This is a genomic window from Paenibacillus hubeiensis (assembly GCF_032334105.1).
GTDB lineage: Bacteria > Bacillota > Bacilli > Paenibacillales > Paenibacillaceae > Paenibacillus > Paenibacillus hubeiensis.
On record NZ_JAVYAE020000010.1, the window covers coordinates 191,354 to 206,783 of the forward strand.

General features: G+C 52.6%; 12 protein-coding genes. 10 read left to right on the plus strand and 2 right to left on the minus strand.

Annotation, left to right across the window (positions count from 1 at the left end):
- Positions 1-5: 5 nt before the first annotated feature.
- A complete protein-coding gene (locus tag RSX24_RS22860; protein WP_343261860.1) occupies positions 6-833 on the plus strand; it encodes an IucA/IucC family C-terminal-domain containing protein in 828 nt (275 codons plus the stop codon).
- Positions 834-975: 142 nt separating this feature from the next.
- A complete protein-coding gene (locus RSX24_RS22865; protein WP_236413720.1) occupies positions 976-1,455 on the plus strand; it encodes a glutathione peroxidase in 480 nt (159 codons plus the stop codon).
- Positions 1,456-1,593: 138 nt separating this feature from the next.
- Here RSX24_RS22865 and pelA read toward each other — a convergent pair whose 3' ends face one another.
- Positions 1,594-2,766: a pectate lyase gene (gene pelA / locus RSX24_RS22870; RefSeq protein WP_343261861.1), complete on the minus strand. Its 1,173-nt coding sequence runs from the start codon at positions 2,764-2,766 to the stop codon at positions 1,594-1,596.
- Between the two features lie 467 nt (positions 2,767-3,233).
- On the opposite strand from pelA, the gene RSX24_RS22875 reads away from it, so the two are divergent.
- Positions 3,234-4,595 (plus strand): FAD-dependent oxidoreductase, encoded by a 1,362-nt coding sequence (locus RSX24_RS22875; protein ID WP_343261862.1) that lies wholly within the window; start codon positions 3,234-3,236, stop codon positions 4,593-4,595.
- 77 nt (positions 4,596-4,672) lie between these two features.
- Here RSX24_RS22875 and RSX24_RS22880 read toward each other — a convergent pair whose 3' ends face one another.
- Complete coding sequence (locus RSX24_RS22880) at positions 4,673-5,173, minus strand: hypothetical protein (RefSeq protein WP_343261863.1); 501 nt, start codon at positions 5,171-5,173, stop codon at positions 4,673-4,675.
- Between the two features lie 212 nt (positions 5,174-5,385).
- Here RSX24_RS22880 and RSX24_RS22885 point away from each other — a divergent pair, with 212 nt between their 5' ends.
- The 7 genes from RSX24_RS22885 (at position 5,386) to RSX24_RS22915 (ending at position 15,343) form a co-directional block, all read left to right on the plus strand.
- On the plus strand, positions 5,386-6,228 hold the full coding sequence (locus RSX24_RS22885; RefSeq protein WP_339275021.1) for a formate/nitrite transporter family protein: 843 nt from the start codon (positions 5,386-5,388) through the stop codon (positions 6,226-6,228).
- 559 nt (positions 6,229-6,787) lie between these two features.
- Entirely contained in the window at positions 6,788-8,851 is a 2,064-nt protein-coding gene (locus RSX24_RS22890; protein WP_343261865.1) for a molybdopterin-containing oxidoreductase family protein, read from the plus strand.
- A 159-nt stretch (positions 8,852-9,010) separates the two neighbouring features.
- Positions 9,011-10,237: an MFS transporter gene (locus tag RSX24_RS22895; protein ID WP_343261897.1), complete on the plus strand. Its 1,227-nt coding sequence runs from the start codon at positions 9,011-9,013 to the stop codon at positions 10,235-10,237.
- A gap of 173 nt (positions 10,238-10,410) precedes the next feature.
- The gene (locus tag RSX24_RS22900; protein WP_343261866.1) at positions 10,411-11,328 is read left to right on the plus strand and encodes a class I SAM-dependent methyltransferase; all 918 of its coding nucleotides are present in this window, start codon (positions 10,411-10,413) and stop codon (positions 11,326-11,328) included.
- A 399-nt stretch (positions 11,329-11,727) separates the two neighbouring features.
- Positions 11,728-13,275 carry a response regulator gene (locus RSX24_RS22905; RefSeq protein ID WP_343261867.1) on the plus strand — a complete coding sequence of 516 codons (1,548 nt, stop codon included), beginning with the start codon at positions 11,728-11,730 and terminating at the stop codon, positions 13,273-13,275.
- Between the two features lie 241 nt (positions 13,276-13,516).
- Complete coding sequence (locus RSX24_RS22910) at positions 13,517-14,458, plus strand: ABC transporter permease (RefSeq protein ID WP_236413715.1); 942 nt, start codon at positions 13,517-13,519, stop codon at positions 14,456-14,458.
- Between the two features lie 15 nt (positions 14,459-14,473).
- Complete coding sequence (locus tag RSX24_RS22915; RefSeq protein WP_236413116.1) at positions 14,474-15,343, plus strand: carbohydrate ABC transporter permease; 870 nt, start codon at positions 14,474-14,476, stop codon at positions 15,341-15,343.
- Positions 15,344-15,430: the final 87 nt, after the last annotated feature.

Sequence of the window (15,430 nt, forward strand, 5' to 3'; positions counted from 1 at the left end):
CGATCATGGGAGCGATCAATTACGATTGGCTGCAGCAGTATGGCCGAATTGCAGTGACATCGTTGGAGCAGCCAGTCTGGAGCATGCCCCTGGCCGCGTTGAAAGATCCTGTTCAAGCCAGGCAAATGCTGGCCGAGTTCAACAAACACCTTCGTGCCGACTCGCTGCGTTCGGCGGCCGTTTATTTCACGCATTCGCTGCGGGGGCTTGTGCTTGGGATCCACTACATGACAGCCGTATGCGATGCGCGGCTCGACATTTCGCTGGACAATATCGAATTGCAGCTTGAAGTGAAGAACGACCGTGTGGCAGCAAGCTTCCTCCTTAGGGATGCGACAGAGCGTCCGCATGTTCAACGGGCAGCCGAGGGAGATGAACCCCGGAATCGAGCATGTGCCCAGTCCTCATGGCGAAACGAGGTGCTTACGGCATACTACGGCGAGCAGCTGCGTCCGATGATTGAAGGAGTGGCAGCAGCCGGAGGGGCCAAACCGGGCCAAATGTGGTCGCAGCTGGCGGGCATTCTGAGATGGTTCACAACGGCAGTGCAGCAGATGCCCATTGAACAGGCGGAACGCGAAGCGGTCATCGAAGGATACGAGCATGTGATCAGCATGCCTCCGGACGTGTTAGGGCTGAAAAGAAACCTCCTGTCCTTCAAGCCGGTGGAGGTTGCGAATCCCTACCAGCCCGGGCAGACCCTGCTGATGAAGCCCGCCTGCTGTTTGCATCATGTCGTCTATGACGGACAGGATTATTGCTACACCTGTCCGAAGCTGAGCAAGGCGGAGCGGCAGGAACGTTACGAAGCGATCCTCGCGGCGAATAAGTAATAAGGGTACCGTTTTCGCAGATTTGGTATTGGGCAGGGACAGGTTTATAATGGAAATATCGGCTGTATCGCCAGCGCATCGTTCGTGAACCTTGCGGGAGGCACAGCCTTTGAAACCTACAAAAGCATGGGAGGAATCGGTCATGTCCGTATATTCGTACAAAGCGGTAACTACCGCCAATCAAGACGTGTCGCTCGATCAATATAAAGGCAAAGTGCTGCTCATCGCCAACACGGCCAGCCAATGCGGGCTGACGCCGCAATACGGCGAATTGCAAAAGCTATATGATCGTTACCGCGATCAGGGCCTTGTCGTGCTCGGGTTTCCCTGCAATCAGTTCGGTGGCCAAGAACCGGGGAGCAGCGAGGAGGCAGCATCGTTCTGCCAGCTGAACTACGGCGTGAATTTCCCGGTATTCGCCAAGGTGGAAGTGAACGGAGAAGGCGCGGACCCGTTGTTCCAATATCTTCGCGAACAGCAGCCGGGCGAGGGCGAGAGCAATGAGATTCAGTGGAACTTCACAAAGTTTCTCGTGAATCGAAGCGGTGAAGTGGTGGCACGTTACGAGCCGAAGGAATCGCCTGAAGCGATGACGGCTGAAATTGAGCAATTGCTCGGTTAAGGGTTAAACCTGAATATTACGCAAAAACCTGTCCCCGGAAGTCTCCGGTGACAGGTTTTTTTGTGAACGTGGCGGAATGGTTCGCAGCTTTCGGCAAAACTGCCGTACCAAAGCGGATTGGGTCATGCCGCAGCAGACCTAGGGGAGCGGCTGTCTCAATGTATAATATCCTTGCTCGGAGGCCAGTCTAAGCAGATTGCGAGCATAGTTTCCGGCCCAGGAATAGCCGTGCCTGCGTTCCTCGCTAATCTCCAGAATGTCCATGTATTTCAACCCGTCCCGGTCCGCAAAAAAAGGAACATCCTCATCCACGTTATAGAAACGGTACCAGATGACGCTGCCCGGATCGGGCTCAAAATACACCGGTCCCTGGCGGTTGTATTTGGTTCCATTTTCCCGAACGGTATCGAACCAACGGAGGGCGCTTTGCGCGGCCTTTTTGATCTCGGGCGTTTGCGGCCTGGACATGAGGAAGGCGGTAATACCTACCGATTCCGATCCCGATTTGGAGGCCAGTTCATAAGCTCTCCCCGGCAGCGGGGCGAAGGTTACCGGATCGTGTTGGGCGCACCAGACGGTAGGCACGCCGTTGTTGACGATTTGCGCTTTCAGCGTGTAGTCGATGCCTTTGTTCAGGGCCTTTTTCAATCGTGCACGATCCTGTTCATTCAGAATGTCGTTATTGAAGCCTTCGCGCCGTTCAATCATATCGTCAATGAGGACCATGGTGCGCACCATCGCGTTGTCGTTGTATGTAACGGCATCCGAGTAGTTTCCGCGTTTGGGGTACACTTGCGGCCAGCCTCCTGATGGATATTGCGAAACCAGAATGAAATGGACGGCTTTGCGGATACTGTCCTTAAAGACTGGATTGCCCGTTTGATCGTACATATGGGCCAGGAAACGGATTTCCGTGACGGTTGCATCATTATCGAACGTGCCCAGCTCAACGCCATTCGGGTCCTTCCAATCCGAGCGCGCGGTTTTGCCATCCCATGGGGTTTTGTACTTTTCTTCCATCGCTTTGAAAAAGCCGCCATGAGGCATCTGCCACGAAACGATATTGAGCGCATAGGCCGTGTCCTTAGCCAGATCTCCCGTTGCAAAAGCGCTGTAATCCCTGAATCTCTGCAAAATGGAGGATACATCCGCCCCCACAGGCGCAGTGGCGGAGATTATCTCGGTCTTAATCGTAACCGGTGCAGAATCGGCGTTAACCGGCGAAACGGCCAGAGCACTTGCAGAGACCATGGCAATGGAGGTGGCAGCCGGGATGAATCGAAGCAGGGCGGACCGTGAACTTTTTTTCAAAAGATAAGCCTCCTTGTTGGGAATATTGGGAGTTTAATTATAGTTAATCCATTATAAGGATCATCTATATTAATGATTGTAAGCGTTTGCCATCATAAAAATGACACCCTGTTATAAATTTGTGACAATTTTTCAAATGCCTCGAAGGGGGCGTTCGAAAGAAAAATCTGCGGAAAAGAAACCTGTCTCAAACCCAAGCGTGGCAAAGCATAAATTGTCTTAAAGCAGGGGAAAATGTAATGTCAGTAAAGGGGAAGGCGAACCACAGCCGAGAGAGGAAACTTTAAATTTGTACAATTTTTTTGTAGAACCTATTGCAATGTGAAAAATGTCACATTATAATAAGGGCATAAAGTGAAATTAATCACAAAAGGACGTACGCTACAAAGTGAATGATTTCACATATCTAACTATCGTTTTTTATCCGCTGTTTAATCATATGCCCAACTCTCAAGGAGGAATTCATCATGAAAATCGCAGTCATCGGATGTACACATGCAGGAACCGCAGCCATCGTCAACACAGCCAAATTGTATCCGGAAGCTACCATCACGGTTTACGAACGCAATGACAACATCTCTTTCTTATCCTGCGGCATTGCCCTTTACGTGGGCGGCGTAGTCAAAGATCCCGACGGCTTGTTCTATTCCTCGCCCGACCAACTGGCCGACCTTGGCGTGGTCACCAAAATGCTGCACGAAGTGACTGCGGTGGATGCCGACAACCATACGCTGCGGGCGAAAAACCTGAAAACCGGCGAAGAGTTCGAAGACAAGTTCGATAAATTGATCGTAACGACCGGTTCTTGGCCAGTCATTCCGAAGCTGGACGGCATCGAGATGGATAACATCCTGCTCTGCAAAAACTACAACCACTCGAACACGATCATTGAAAAGGCAAAAGAAGCTAAACGCATTACCGTGGTTGGTGCAGGCTACATCGGGGTGGAGCTTGTCGAGGCCTTCCAAATGAACGGCAAAGAAGTCACACTGATCGACAGCGTGGACCGCATCCTGAACAAATACCTGGATCGTGAATTCACGGATGCCATCGAAGATACGCTGACTGGACGCGGCATCAAGCTTGCTCTTGGCCAAACGGTACAGAAATTTGAAGGCGAGAATGGCAAAGTAACCAAAGTCATCACGTCCAAAGGAGAGATCGAAACCGATCTGGTCATTCTGTGCATCGGCTTCCGTCCAAATACGGGACTGCTGAAAGGTCAAGTCGACATGCTTCCGAACGGAGCAATCATCGTGAACAAATACATGCAAACCAGCCACAAAGACGTTTTCGCCGCAGGCGACAGCTGCGCGATCCACTACAATCCGACAGGTAAAGCAGCCTACATTCCGCTTGCGACCAACGCGGTGCGCATGGGTACGCTCGTGGCACGCAACCTTGTTCGTCCGACAACGCCTTACCTCGGAACCCAAGGCACATCGGGCATCAAAATTTATGAGCAAAACATTGCCGGTACGGGACTTACCGAAACATCGGCAGCCGATGAAGGTTTGGTTGTCGAAGCGGTAATCCTGGAAGACAGCTATCGTCCGGAGTTCATGCCGACTGCCGAGAAACTGCTGCTCAAGGTGGTGTATGAACAAGCTACACGCCGCATCGTCGGGGCGCAGGTGATGTCGCAGGCGGATCTGACCCAGTCGATCAATACGATCTCGGTTTGCATCCAGAACAACATGACGGTGGATGAGCTGGCGTTCATCGACTTCTTCTTCCAACCGCATTACAACAAACCGTGGAACTTCCTGAACTCGGCGGGACTCCAAGCTCTGCCCCCTGTGGAAGTGAAAGCACCGGCAATGGTTTAACTCTTTATATATGTAAAGTCGATATTTAAACAGCAGCAGGTTGGCGGAGATCCGTCAGCCTGCTGTTTTTTTGGTGATTACAGGTTGTCCGCATGCTGCGGCGATCTGCCACTTAACTTCAAATGTATGAAATTCTCTTCACGCAGAACAGTCACGCTAAAGTTCTCACTCTTTTTCACTTCACGATAATACTCGTCATAGCTCTGAAAATGAAATTGATAACCCATTTTGACCACAGAGCCATAGAGGGAACAGACGATTTCCCGGTCTTTCACGAAAATGATCTGTTGGATCGCTTCATCGTCTGATTCATAAACGTGATCGCTTTCGAAGCCGATGGCCGAAGTGATTTCTTCTTTGGAGGTATAGGGAGAAAATGAATACATGGCATCCCAGTCAAACGGAATGATTGCGTTCAGCGCATATTCCCCGTCATCCATAGAGTGGATCATCTCTTCGAACGCGTTTAGATGCTGTTGTGCAAGAGAAGGCTGAACTTTGTTCAAGTGAAGAATGCATCCAGGCAAAATGCTAAGGACAAGAATAAGCGCAGCCCATGCTCCTTTTCGTAAATCCAATATGACAAAGCCCCTCTCCAGTAAGGTTTCTCTTCATCTTACCGCATTTTTATGGAAAGGAACATGTTCAACATTATCGCTAATACGGGCATTGTGATTATTTGCACAAAGTTTTGCCGCCTGGCGAGATACAATGAAAACATGAAGTTGAACGGTGAAGAGAAAAGACCTTTGTCAGGGCGATTCATCACACAGTAAGAGGAGGATGCGTTATGGCGGCAAAAACACCTCTTGAGGTTGCACAATATACGGCGCAGACCGGGATGAAAAAAGCGCAAAGTCCGGTATCCACCGTGTTGGTGCTCGGTTTTCTGGCCGGAGCGTTTATCGCGCTCGGCTTTTTGCTGGATATTCGGGTCATTGCCTCTGCTCCGGCGGAGTGGGGAAGCATCGCCAATTTTATCGGGGCCGCAGTGTTCCCGGTGGGGCTGATCATGGTTTTGGTCGGGGGCGGCGAGCTGCTGACAGGCAACATGATGGCCGTACCGCTGGCGGCAGTGACACGCAAAATTACGCCAGGCAGCATGTTCAAAAACCTGCTGCTGGTGACGCTCGGCAATTTGTTGGGTGCGCTGTTCGTTGCGTATTTCTTCGGCCACGTACTGGGATTGACCGGCGACGGAGCATACTTGACCAAATTGGTCGATATGGCGGGGCATAAGCTGCATGACGGTTTCCTGCAGGCCTTCATCTCCGGCATCGGCTGCAACTGGCTGGTGGCGATGGCGGTATGGTTGTCCTATGCAGCCGACACGATGAGCGGCAAGGTGCTGGGCATCTGGTTTCCGACGATGGCTTTCGTGGCCATCGGCTTCCAGCACGTTGTGGCCAACATGTTCCTGATTCCGGCGGCCATCTTCGAAGGGCACTATTCGTGGGGCGAGTTTTTTATGAATGTTGTGCCCGTATGGTTGGGGAATCTGACGGGAGGCGCGCTCTTTGTGGCGGGGGCGTACTACCTGGCGTATATGCGCACAGCCAAACCGGAGGCGGCCGCAGCGGAAGGGGCGCAGCCGAAGGCGGAGACAAGAGCGGTATGGAGCAAGCAGGCATAATGCCAGCGATGGAGGAATCCAACGTGATCCGACGCGTAACGAACCTGAGGCATCTTATAATGGCTCATTTCGGCGTTGTTCAGCGCTAACGAATCCTACGCACGCTATTTTCCCGAAATAGAGGAATCGGTTGGCGTTACGCTAACAATAACGTGTCAGAGGTTCGTTACCGATGCAAGACGGCCAAATCAACCCGAATAAGGTGTGTAAGGTTCGTAAGCCGCGAGAGGTTATAACGCGAAGAGGACCGTTTCATACTTATAACGAAACAAGTGCAGGGATGCCTGCACTTGTTTTTTTATCATTTTAAAAATGTAAACCGCAGAAAAGTAAATTCGCCATGAAGAGGTTCGGGGGAACGAAACCTGTCCATGGCGAATTTCGGGAGTGGTCCATGATATGGCATAAGGAGGAAGTGGGGAAACACTAACCTGATGCCTTGCTTATATTGTACCCGCGCCATCTTTAGGTGAATCAGGCAAAGCAAATTTTTTTGCGCAAAAAGTCGAATTGGCGATATGATATAGCAATAGCATTTTGCAGGAGGAGGAGAAAGGACATGATCGATCAGGACAATGGCGTATTTCCGGCGGTTTGCCCGCTTGATTGCCCGGATACGTGCGGCCTGCTGCTACATAAGGAGAACGGAAAAATCGTGAAGGTAACGGGCAATCCCGATCATCCCATCACCAAAGGCGCCATCTGCAACAAGGTCAGAAACATGACGGAGCGAGTCTATCATCCGGAACGGCTGCAGTATCCGCTCAGACGTGTCGGCGCCAAGGGAGAGGGGCGGTTCGAACGCATCAGCTGGGACGAAGCGATCGACGAGATCACGACCCGGTTCCGCGCGTTGTCCGAGACGTACGGACCGGAATGCATTTTGCCCTACAATTTCTACGGCAACATGGGCATTCTCGGCGTGGACGGCATGGACAAACGTTTTTTCAACGCTTTGGGTGCCAGCGTGCTGGAGCAAACGATCTGCAATGCGGCAGGCAATACGGGCTGGAAATATACGATGGGTGCCAATCGCGGCACATTGCCGGAAGATACGGAGCACGCGGACGTCATTGTGGTATGGGGCGGCAATATCGTGAGCACCAACATGCACCAAGTCGTGCTGGCCGAGAAAGCCCGCAAAAAAGGGGCGAAAATCGTCGTCATCGACGTGCATCGCAATCGCACCGCACAGTGGGCTGACTGGTTCATCCCGCTCTATCCAGGCACGGACAGCGCGCTTGCGCTCGGACTTATGCACGTGCTGTTTGAACGCGGGATGGTGGACGAAGCCTTCATGCAAAAATATACCGTCGGTCACGAGGCGCTGCGCGAGCATGTCCGCGAGTACACGCCTGAGCGGGTGGCGCGGATTACGGGCGTATCGGCCGAGGACATCGTGAAGCTTGCCGAGCTGTACGGGCGCGCCGACGCGGGTTACATCCATATCGGCAACGGGCTGCAGCACCACGACCATGGCGGCATGAGCGTGCGCAGCATTGCCTGCCTGCCCGCGATTACCGGGCACTGGCTGAAGCGCGGCGGCGGGGCCGTGCGCACGAACAGTTATGCCAGCACCAACGGCGATGCCTTGGAGCGCCCGGAACTGCGAGCGAACCCGGAACCGCGCGTCGTGAACATGAACCGGATCGGTGAAGCGCTGCTGGAGGCGGAGCAGCCGATTCGGGCGCTCATGGTTTATTGCAGCAACCCGTTGGTGGTTGCGCCGGATACAGAGCGGGTTATGCAAGGTTTTGCCAGAGAAGACCTTTTTACGGTCGTGCATGACCTGTTTCTGACGGATACCGCCAAATACGCCGATATCGTGCTGCCTGCGGCATCTTCGTTCGAAGAAACGGATTTGTACACATCGTATTGGCATCAGTATGTGCAGCTGCAGCAACCGGTCATCGCGAAAATCGGGGAGAGCAAAAGCAATGTGGAGCTGTTTTCACTGCTGGGACAAGCGATGGGGTATGACCCCGAAATATTCAGCGAAACGCCGGAGCAAATGATCGCGGATGCGCTAAAAGATACGGGCAATCCGTACATGAACGGCATTACGTTGGAAGCACTCAAAGCCAACCGGTTCGTGAAGCTGGACATGGCGGCGCATGCCACATTCCTCGAAACGCTGCCCACGCCGTCCGGCAAAATCGAGTTGTACTCGGAAACGATGCGGGAGCGCGGCTTGCCGCCGCTGCCGACATACCGCCCGGCGGTGGAAGGGTATGATGGCGAGCGCCGGCCAAGCGAAGAAGACAAATATCCGCTGATGTTCCTTTCCCCGCCGAACCATAATTTCCTGAATTCCACCTTCGCCAACTCGGCGAAGCATCAGAAGATGGAGAAAATGCCGCTGCTGCACATTCATCCTGAAGACGCGGAGCGCCGGAACGTGGCCGACGGCGACCCGATTATCGTCTGGAACGACCGCGGGCGCATCGAGCTGATCGCGAAGGTTAGCGATGCGATGCTGCCGGGGACGGTCATCAGCCAAGGATTATGGTGGGACGGCGCGGGACGGAAACAGCGGGTCAACATGCTGACGCCAAACCGATTGTCCGACATGGGCAATGGAGCGACCTTTTTCTCATCCACTGTTGAAGTGAAGCGTCAATGAGTGTGCTTGCGCATGTCATGTTTTCGGATAAGATGGACTGAGGGCAGTGGAAACAACAATGAACGAATAGACCTAGAATATCCATGTCTTCGCTCAGGGCTGATCAGACGGCCGGAGCGAAGGCTTTTGTTTTGAATGAAGGAGAATGGAATCGACATGTTGAGATGGCTTGATACGTATCCGAAAGAAGTAAAAGTGTTTTTGCTCGCAAGCTTGGTCAACGCTACGGGCAGTGCCCTGATGTGGCCTCTGACCACGATGTACGTGTTCGACGAACTAGGACGAACGATGGCTAATGCCGGGTTCGTCATCCTCATCCAGTCGCTTGGCGGCATATTCGGCCAACTGCTGGGGGGCGCATTGTACCACCGCGTCGGCGTCAAAAAGCTGATCATCGGTTCGCTTGCGCTGAATGCGGCCGGGTTGTTTGCATTGCCGTTCATTAGCGCCTACTGGGTCGTATTCATTTGCGCCATGGGCTGGATCGGCCTGTTCAGTTCATTATCATTGCCTGCAATCCAGGCATTTGTCGGGTTCCGGTTTGCCGAGCGGCGGGCGGAACTGTTCAACGTCATCTATGTGGCGAACAATATCGGCGTAGCCATAGGAACGGCGCTCAGCGGTTTTTTGGCGGACTTTTCGTATCATCTCAGCTTTGTATTGAACGGGGTGACATCAGCGGCATTTGCGGTCTTTTTCTGGTTCTACCTGTCGAAAGCAGAGCCGGAACAGGGGGGCGTGCATCTTGCCAAACGCAGCCGGACCGGTCAAACAGGCACAAGCACATGGGCTTTGCTCGGCAATGTCAGGTTGTATCTGTTCATGAGCCTGGGCGTGCTGTTTCTGCTGTTCGGCAACTCGATCTGGAATACGGGCGTGTCCCCGTACATCATCTCCGAGGGCATGGAAAAACGAATGTACGGCCTGCTCTGGACGTTGAACGGCGTGCTGATTTTTGTGGGCCAACCGTTCACCACTTGGGTTAAGCGGACCATGGCACGCACGTCCAATGCGCAGATGACGGCGAGCGCCGTATTCTACGGCATGGCTTACCTGGTCATGATCACGATGTATAATTATCCGGGCATGGTGCTCGCGATGGTGCTGGCTACGTTCGGGGAAATGCTGATCTCGCCTGCGACCCCGGCGTTTATTTCAGAGCATGCGGGCAGGGCTGCCCCGTTCTATATCGGGTTGTCCGGCGGCATCGGTGCGGTGGGCCGGGTCATCGGGCCGTATGCGATGGGGGTCATGTACGACCACCAGGGACTGATTCCCGTAGCCTGGCTGGCCACGGCCATGGCGGGCGTGGCGGTCATCGGCTTCCTGGTCCATGGGGCAATGAACCGCGGCAGGGAAGCCAAGGAGTACGGGCTGGATGCCTGACTCCTTGTCCGGCTTCGTCCGGCAAGGAGAAGGTCGCTTTTTCGCCAATAGCGGAATTTTTACTTGACAAAAAAGTTTATTTATGCTATAATTTACATATTAAATGATCGCGTATATAATAGGGTTCTCCTGGCCAGGGGAACTCTATTTTTGTATATACGGAGGATTCGACGATGAAGAAGAATGAGTCCAGCATCACATCCCTGATTTCGGCTTTTGCCCGCGCCTACCACAGCGAGCATGATACCCCGCTTATTTTTGACGATTTCCTAGCCAAGCAGCTGATTACACCCGAAGAACAAGCCATGATTCGCGCAAACATGACGCAGGGCATTGCATTTTTCAACACAGAGATCGCGGAGCGTTACGCCGACGACCCGGACGAAACGCTGAAATGGATCGTCCATGTGCAGCTTGCTCCGATTACGTTGTCAAGGGCAGCCTATTGCGAGCAGTGTCTGATGAATGAGGTGCGGCTGGGGACCCGGCAATACGTCATTCTTGGCGCAGGGCTGGATACGTTTGCGTTCAGGCACCCGGAACTCCAAGGACTTCTTCACATCTATGAAGCGGATCATCCGGCCACGCAGCAATCCAAACTGGACCGGCTGGGCCGGGCTGGCCTGGACGTTCCCTCTCACCTGCATCCGGTTCCGATGGACTTTATCCATGAACCGGCAATCCGGAAACTAACCGATGCCGGATTCGGGCAGCTCAAAACATTTTTCAGCCTGCTGGGCGTATCGTATTACTTGAGTAAAGAAGTGAATGCACGCTTGTTGCGGGAGCTGTTCGCCGATTTGCCTGCCGGAAGCTCTATCGTGTTCGATTATGCCGATGAACGAACATTCAGCACGCAAGGTCTTTCGGGAAGAGTAGAAAAAATGGTGCAAATGGCGGCGATGGGCGGCGAACCGATGCAGTCCTGCTATACGTATGCAGAAATAGAGTCCCTGCTGGCCGATGCCGGGCTGCTTGTGTATGAGCATTTGTCGCCCGAAGACATTCAGCAGCGCTATTTCGAGGATCGAAGCGACCGGCTGGCCGCGTTTGAAACGATACATTTCATTCATGCCGTGAAAGCACGATAGGATCACATTGTTATTTCGGCGTTCAGCCGCGTTCGGATGAGGCAAATGCCTCGGTCCGCACGCGGCTTTTTTGACATTATATAAGTTGAACCGATGATTTTTACACGGAGTCACTACGTGGTCATAACCATCTTCCGATCCCTGTTATCCCCGGATTTTTTTGATCCCCTTTTTTCAAAGGGAAATCCGCTGAAGCTTATGCTTCCGATGCAGCTTTCTTTCAGAAAGCTTTTAGACCGCTTCGCTTCTCCAGATTCTTCCTGCCCTCTCCGTTATCGTGTAGAAGCTGTTTCCCTTACATTGCGCAAAAGCCGGTACTGGAAACTTTTATGACCGGAATTGTGCAAAATACCCATATAATAGAGAAGTGATCCGCATATAGAGCAGGGGGAAACAGACATGTATAAGGTTCTGCTGGTCGATGACGAATTTTTGATCGTGGATGGAATCGCCAGCGTCATGAATTGGAAGCAGCTCGGCACGGAATTGGTCGGCACCGCGCAAGACGGATTGGAAGCGCTTGCTTTTATTGAGCGCGAACGGCCGGACATCATCATTTCGGACATCCGCATGCCCGGCATGGACGGGCTGCAGCTCGTCGAGAAAGTAGCTTCGAAATACCGGGACATCTCGTTTATTATGCTGACCGGATTTACGGAATTCGAATATGCCAAGAAGGCGATGCAGTACGGGGTGAAGCATTATTTGCTCAAACCGTGCAGCGAAGAAAGCCTCGTGGAAGCCATCGGCGAACTGGTGGGCGAAAAGGACGAATGGACCGATCAGGAGCGGTTTGTGCAATCGATCCAGGCTAATTTGGAACGGGTGCTGCCGCATGCGCAGAAATATTTCCTGAAGGAGCTCGTCACAAACAAGACGTATGGCGCTAAGGAGTGGAAGCATTTTGGCGAGCTGTTCGGCGTGCAGTTCCGAAGCCAGCAGGTACGGCTGTTGCTGGTCGAAATTGAGGGAGAGCACGAATTCATGCATTTGTTTGCCATTCAGAACATTGCCGAGGATATCGTCCGTAATCCGATGCTCAGCACAACCGTCGGACGGCACGTATTGCTCATGATCGAGAATAAACTCACGGAAGATCAGCTCTTTCGCAGCATTGACGAAATCCGTGATACGTTTGCCCGATATTACCATTACGACCTGACGATCGCGCTGAGCGAGCCAGGGGAGCTGTCACAGGCACGGCAGCTGTACATGCAGACGCTGGTTTACCTGAATCATCGTTTCTACCTTGGGGAGGGCAGCCTTATCATGGAAAGGGACCTCCTTCCTCCCGAGGAGCGAGGGCTGCCCGAATTCGAATTTGATCAGGAACGCCTCGTTACCGCCATTAAATCAGGGCACTGGCAGGAGGCCGAGAACGAGCTGGATCGCAGCTTCCGTTTGCTGACCGATCTGCGTTACGACATTTCCCAGACGAAGTCCTATCTCATCCAGATGTTCATGGAGATCATCCGCTTGACCGGCCCGGACGAGATGAAGAGGCATATGGAGCGCCTGCCCGGCATGATCGAGACGAGTACGCTTCTTTCGTTCCAGCAATTTCTGCTCGGCACGGCCAAAGACATTGCCATGCAGCGCTACAGACAGCAGCGATCAAGGCAGTCGCAAATGGTGCGAAGCGTCAAACAGCTGGTGGAAAAGCGGTACGGAGATGAGTCGCTTACGCTTCAGGCGATTGCGGCAGAGATCTATATGAACCCGGACTATATCGGCAAAATGTTCAAAAAGGAGACCGGCGAGAAATTCACGAACTACGTCATGCGTTACCGGATCGGCAAAGCGATGGAACTGCTGGAGCAGGATGGGGAATGCACGGTTTCCTCGCTTGCGGAGCAAACGGGTTTTGGGGCGAACTGGCCCTATTTCAGCAAAGTATTCAAGAAACTCACGGGCTTCTCTCCTTCGGAATTCAAAAAAGCGCCGTAACCCGATTCGTTCAGCCGGCTCCGTTCTTATGGGAATGTACCGTACAATTTATATAGTCGCACCCTGTATGCCCGTTATGGCGACAGGGTGTTTTTTTGTCGGACAGAACTCGGTTTTGAGCATTAACATATCGGAAATGGACATGGGAAGAACCGCTTCCGGATTTTATCATTATCCATATGAAGGTGAATGAACATCAGGAATGGGGGCAAGGAGAATGGAATTGAAACGAAGTCCGGTCATGCCATCCGGGCGTTTGAAACCATCCGGCAGATGGGGCGTCGTCAAAAAAGAATTGATCCGCAACAGGTACGTGTACATGATGCTCATTCCCGTCGTTGCCTATTATTTGATCTTCAGCTATGGGCCGATGTACGGGTTGCTGATGGCGTTTCAAGAGTCTTACAGTCCGGTCAAGGGCATCTTGTCCGGGACATGGATCGGGTTTGACAACTTCACGATGTTTTTTGAAAGCTATTACTTCTGGCGGCTGATCAAGAACACGCTCATTTTGAGCTTTTACAGCATCGTGTTCGGGTTCCCGGCTCCGATCATTCTGGCGCTGCTGCTGAACGAAGTGCGCAAAAAATGGTTCAGAAGCACCGTGCAAACGATCAGCTACATGCCACACTTCATTTCCGTCGTCGTCGTGGTCGGAATGTTGAAAACGTTCTCATCTTTGGACGGCGGACTGTTTAACGTCATTCGCGAATTTTTCGACATGCAGCCGATCATGTTCCTGGCGGAAAAAGACATGTTCCGGCCGATGTACATCCTGTCCAACATCTGGCAGGGCGCAGGCTGGGCGTCGATTATCTTTTTGGCCGCGCTTAGCGGCATCGATCCGCAGCTGTATGAGGCTGCCAAAATGGATGGCGCGGGCCGCTGGAGACAACTGCTGCACATTACGCTGCCAGGCATCCTGCCGACCATCGTCATCATGCTGATTTTGCGTCTGGGGGCGGTCATGAACTCCGACTTCCAGAAAATTCTGTTGATGCAGACCGCCCCTACCTATGAAACATCGGACGTCATATCCACTTTTGTATACCGGTCAGGCATATTGGAGGGGAACTATACCTATTCCACCGCCATCGGGTTATTCAACGGCGTCATCAATTTCTCTCTGCTTATTATCGCCAATGCGATCAGCAGAAAGCTCAATTCAACCAGTCTCTGGTGATCGGAAGGTGAAGCGATGAAACGGTCTATAGGGGAACGCGTCTTTGATGCGATCAATGCACTGGTGCTGCTCATGATCATAGTGATCTGCTTTTACCCGATGCTCTATGTGTTTAATTCTTCGATCAGCGACCCGGACCAGATGCTGCGCTCCAGGTCTCTGATGCTGCTGCCCGAGGGTTTTCAGCTCGAGGCATACAAGTCCGTGTTTAAGGATACGCGCATTTACACCGGGTACATGAACACGCTGTTCTATGTAGTCGTCGGTACGGCCATTAACCTGTTGATGACTTCGCTCGCGGCGTACGGGCTGTCGCGCAGCGATCTGATGGGCAGAAAAATGCTGATGCGCATGATCACGTTCACGATGTTTTTCGGCGGGGGCATGATTCCGACCTTCCTGCTCATTCAAAACCTGGGGCTGGTCGATACACGTCTGGCGATGATCATTCCAGGTGCCATCAGCACGTTTTATTTCCTTATCATGAAAACGAATTTTGAAGGCATTCCCATCAGCCTGATCGAATCGGCGAAGCTGGACGGGGCGAATGACTTCCGGATCCTGTTCCGCATCGTGCTGCCGCTGTCGAAGCCGATTCTGGCCGTCATGATGCTGTATTACGCGGTCGATCATTGGAACGATTATGTCGGCCCGATGTTATATCTGCGCAGCCAGGACTTGTATCCGATCCAAATTATTATGAGGGATATCTTGATCAGCAGCAGCACGGAGGCCATGGGGGCGGGAGCCGATACGGGCTTTGCCATCGGGGAAAACATCAAGTATGCCACGATTATCATCTCGACGCTGCCGATCATGCTGGTGTATCCGTTCATCCAGCGTTACTTTGTCCAAGGCGCCCTGATCGGTGCCGTGAAACAATAAATGATATTTTCGTTGCAATATCAGGAAGCTGACTGCGCATGATGCACGGCTTCCGATATTTATAAAATGACTTAATTGGAGGCGAAC

Bases quoted from the DNA above. Each gene is read 5' to 3' on its own strand.
- RSX24_RS22860 (WP_343261860.1), top strand. From the start codon at position 6: ATGGGAGCGATCAATTACGATTGGCTGCAGCAGTATGGCCGAATTGCA.
- RSX24_RS22865 (WP_236413720.1), top strand. From the start codon at position 976: ATGTCCGTATATTCGTACAAAGCGGTAACTACCGCCAATCAAGACGTG.
- RSX24_RS22875 (WP_343261862.1), top strand. From the start codon at position 3,234: ATGAAAATCGCAGTCATCGGATGTACACATGCAGGAACCGCAGCCATC.
- RSX24_RS22885 (WP_339275021.1), top strand. From the start codon at position 5,386: ATGGCGGCAAAAACACCTCTTGAGGTTGCACAATATACGGCGCAGACC.
- RSX24_RS22890 (WP_343261865.1), top strand. From the start codon at position 6,788: ATGATCGATCAGGACAATGGCGTATTTCCGGCGGTTTGCCCGCTTGAT.
- RSX24_RS22900 (WP_343261866.1), top strand. From the start codon at position 10,411: ATGAAGAAGAATGAGTCCAGCATCACATCCCTGATTTCGGCTTTTGCC.
- RSX24_RS22905 (WP_343261867.1), top strand. From the start codon at position 11,728: ATGTATAAGGTTCTGCTGGTCGATGACGAATTTTTGATCGTGGATGGA.
- RSX24_RS22910 (WP_236413715.1), top strand. From the start codon at position 13,517: ATGCCATCCGGGCGTTTGAAACCATCCGGCAGATGGGGCGTCGTCAAA.
- RSX24_RS22915 (WP_236413116.1), top strand. From the start codon at position 14,474: ATGAAACGGTCTATAGGGGAACGCGTCTTTGATGCGATCAATGCACTG.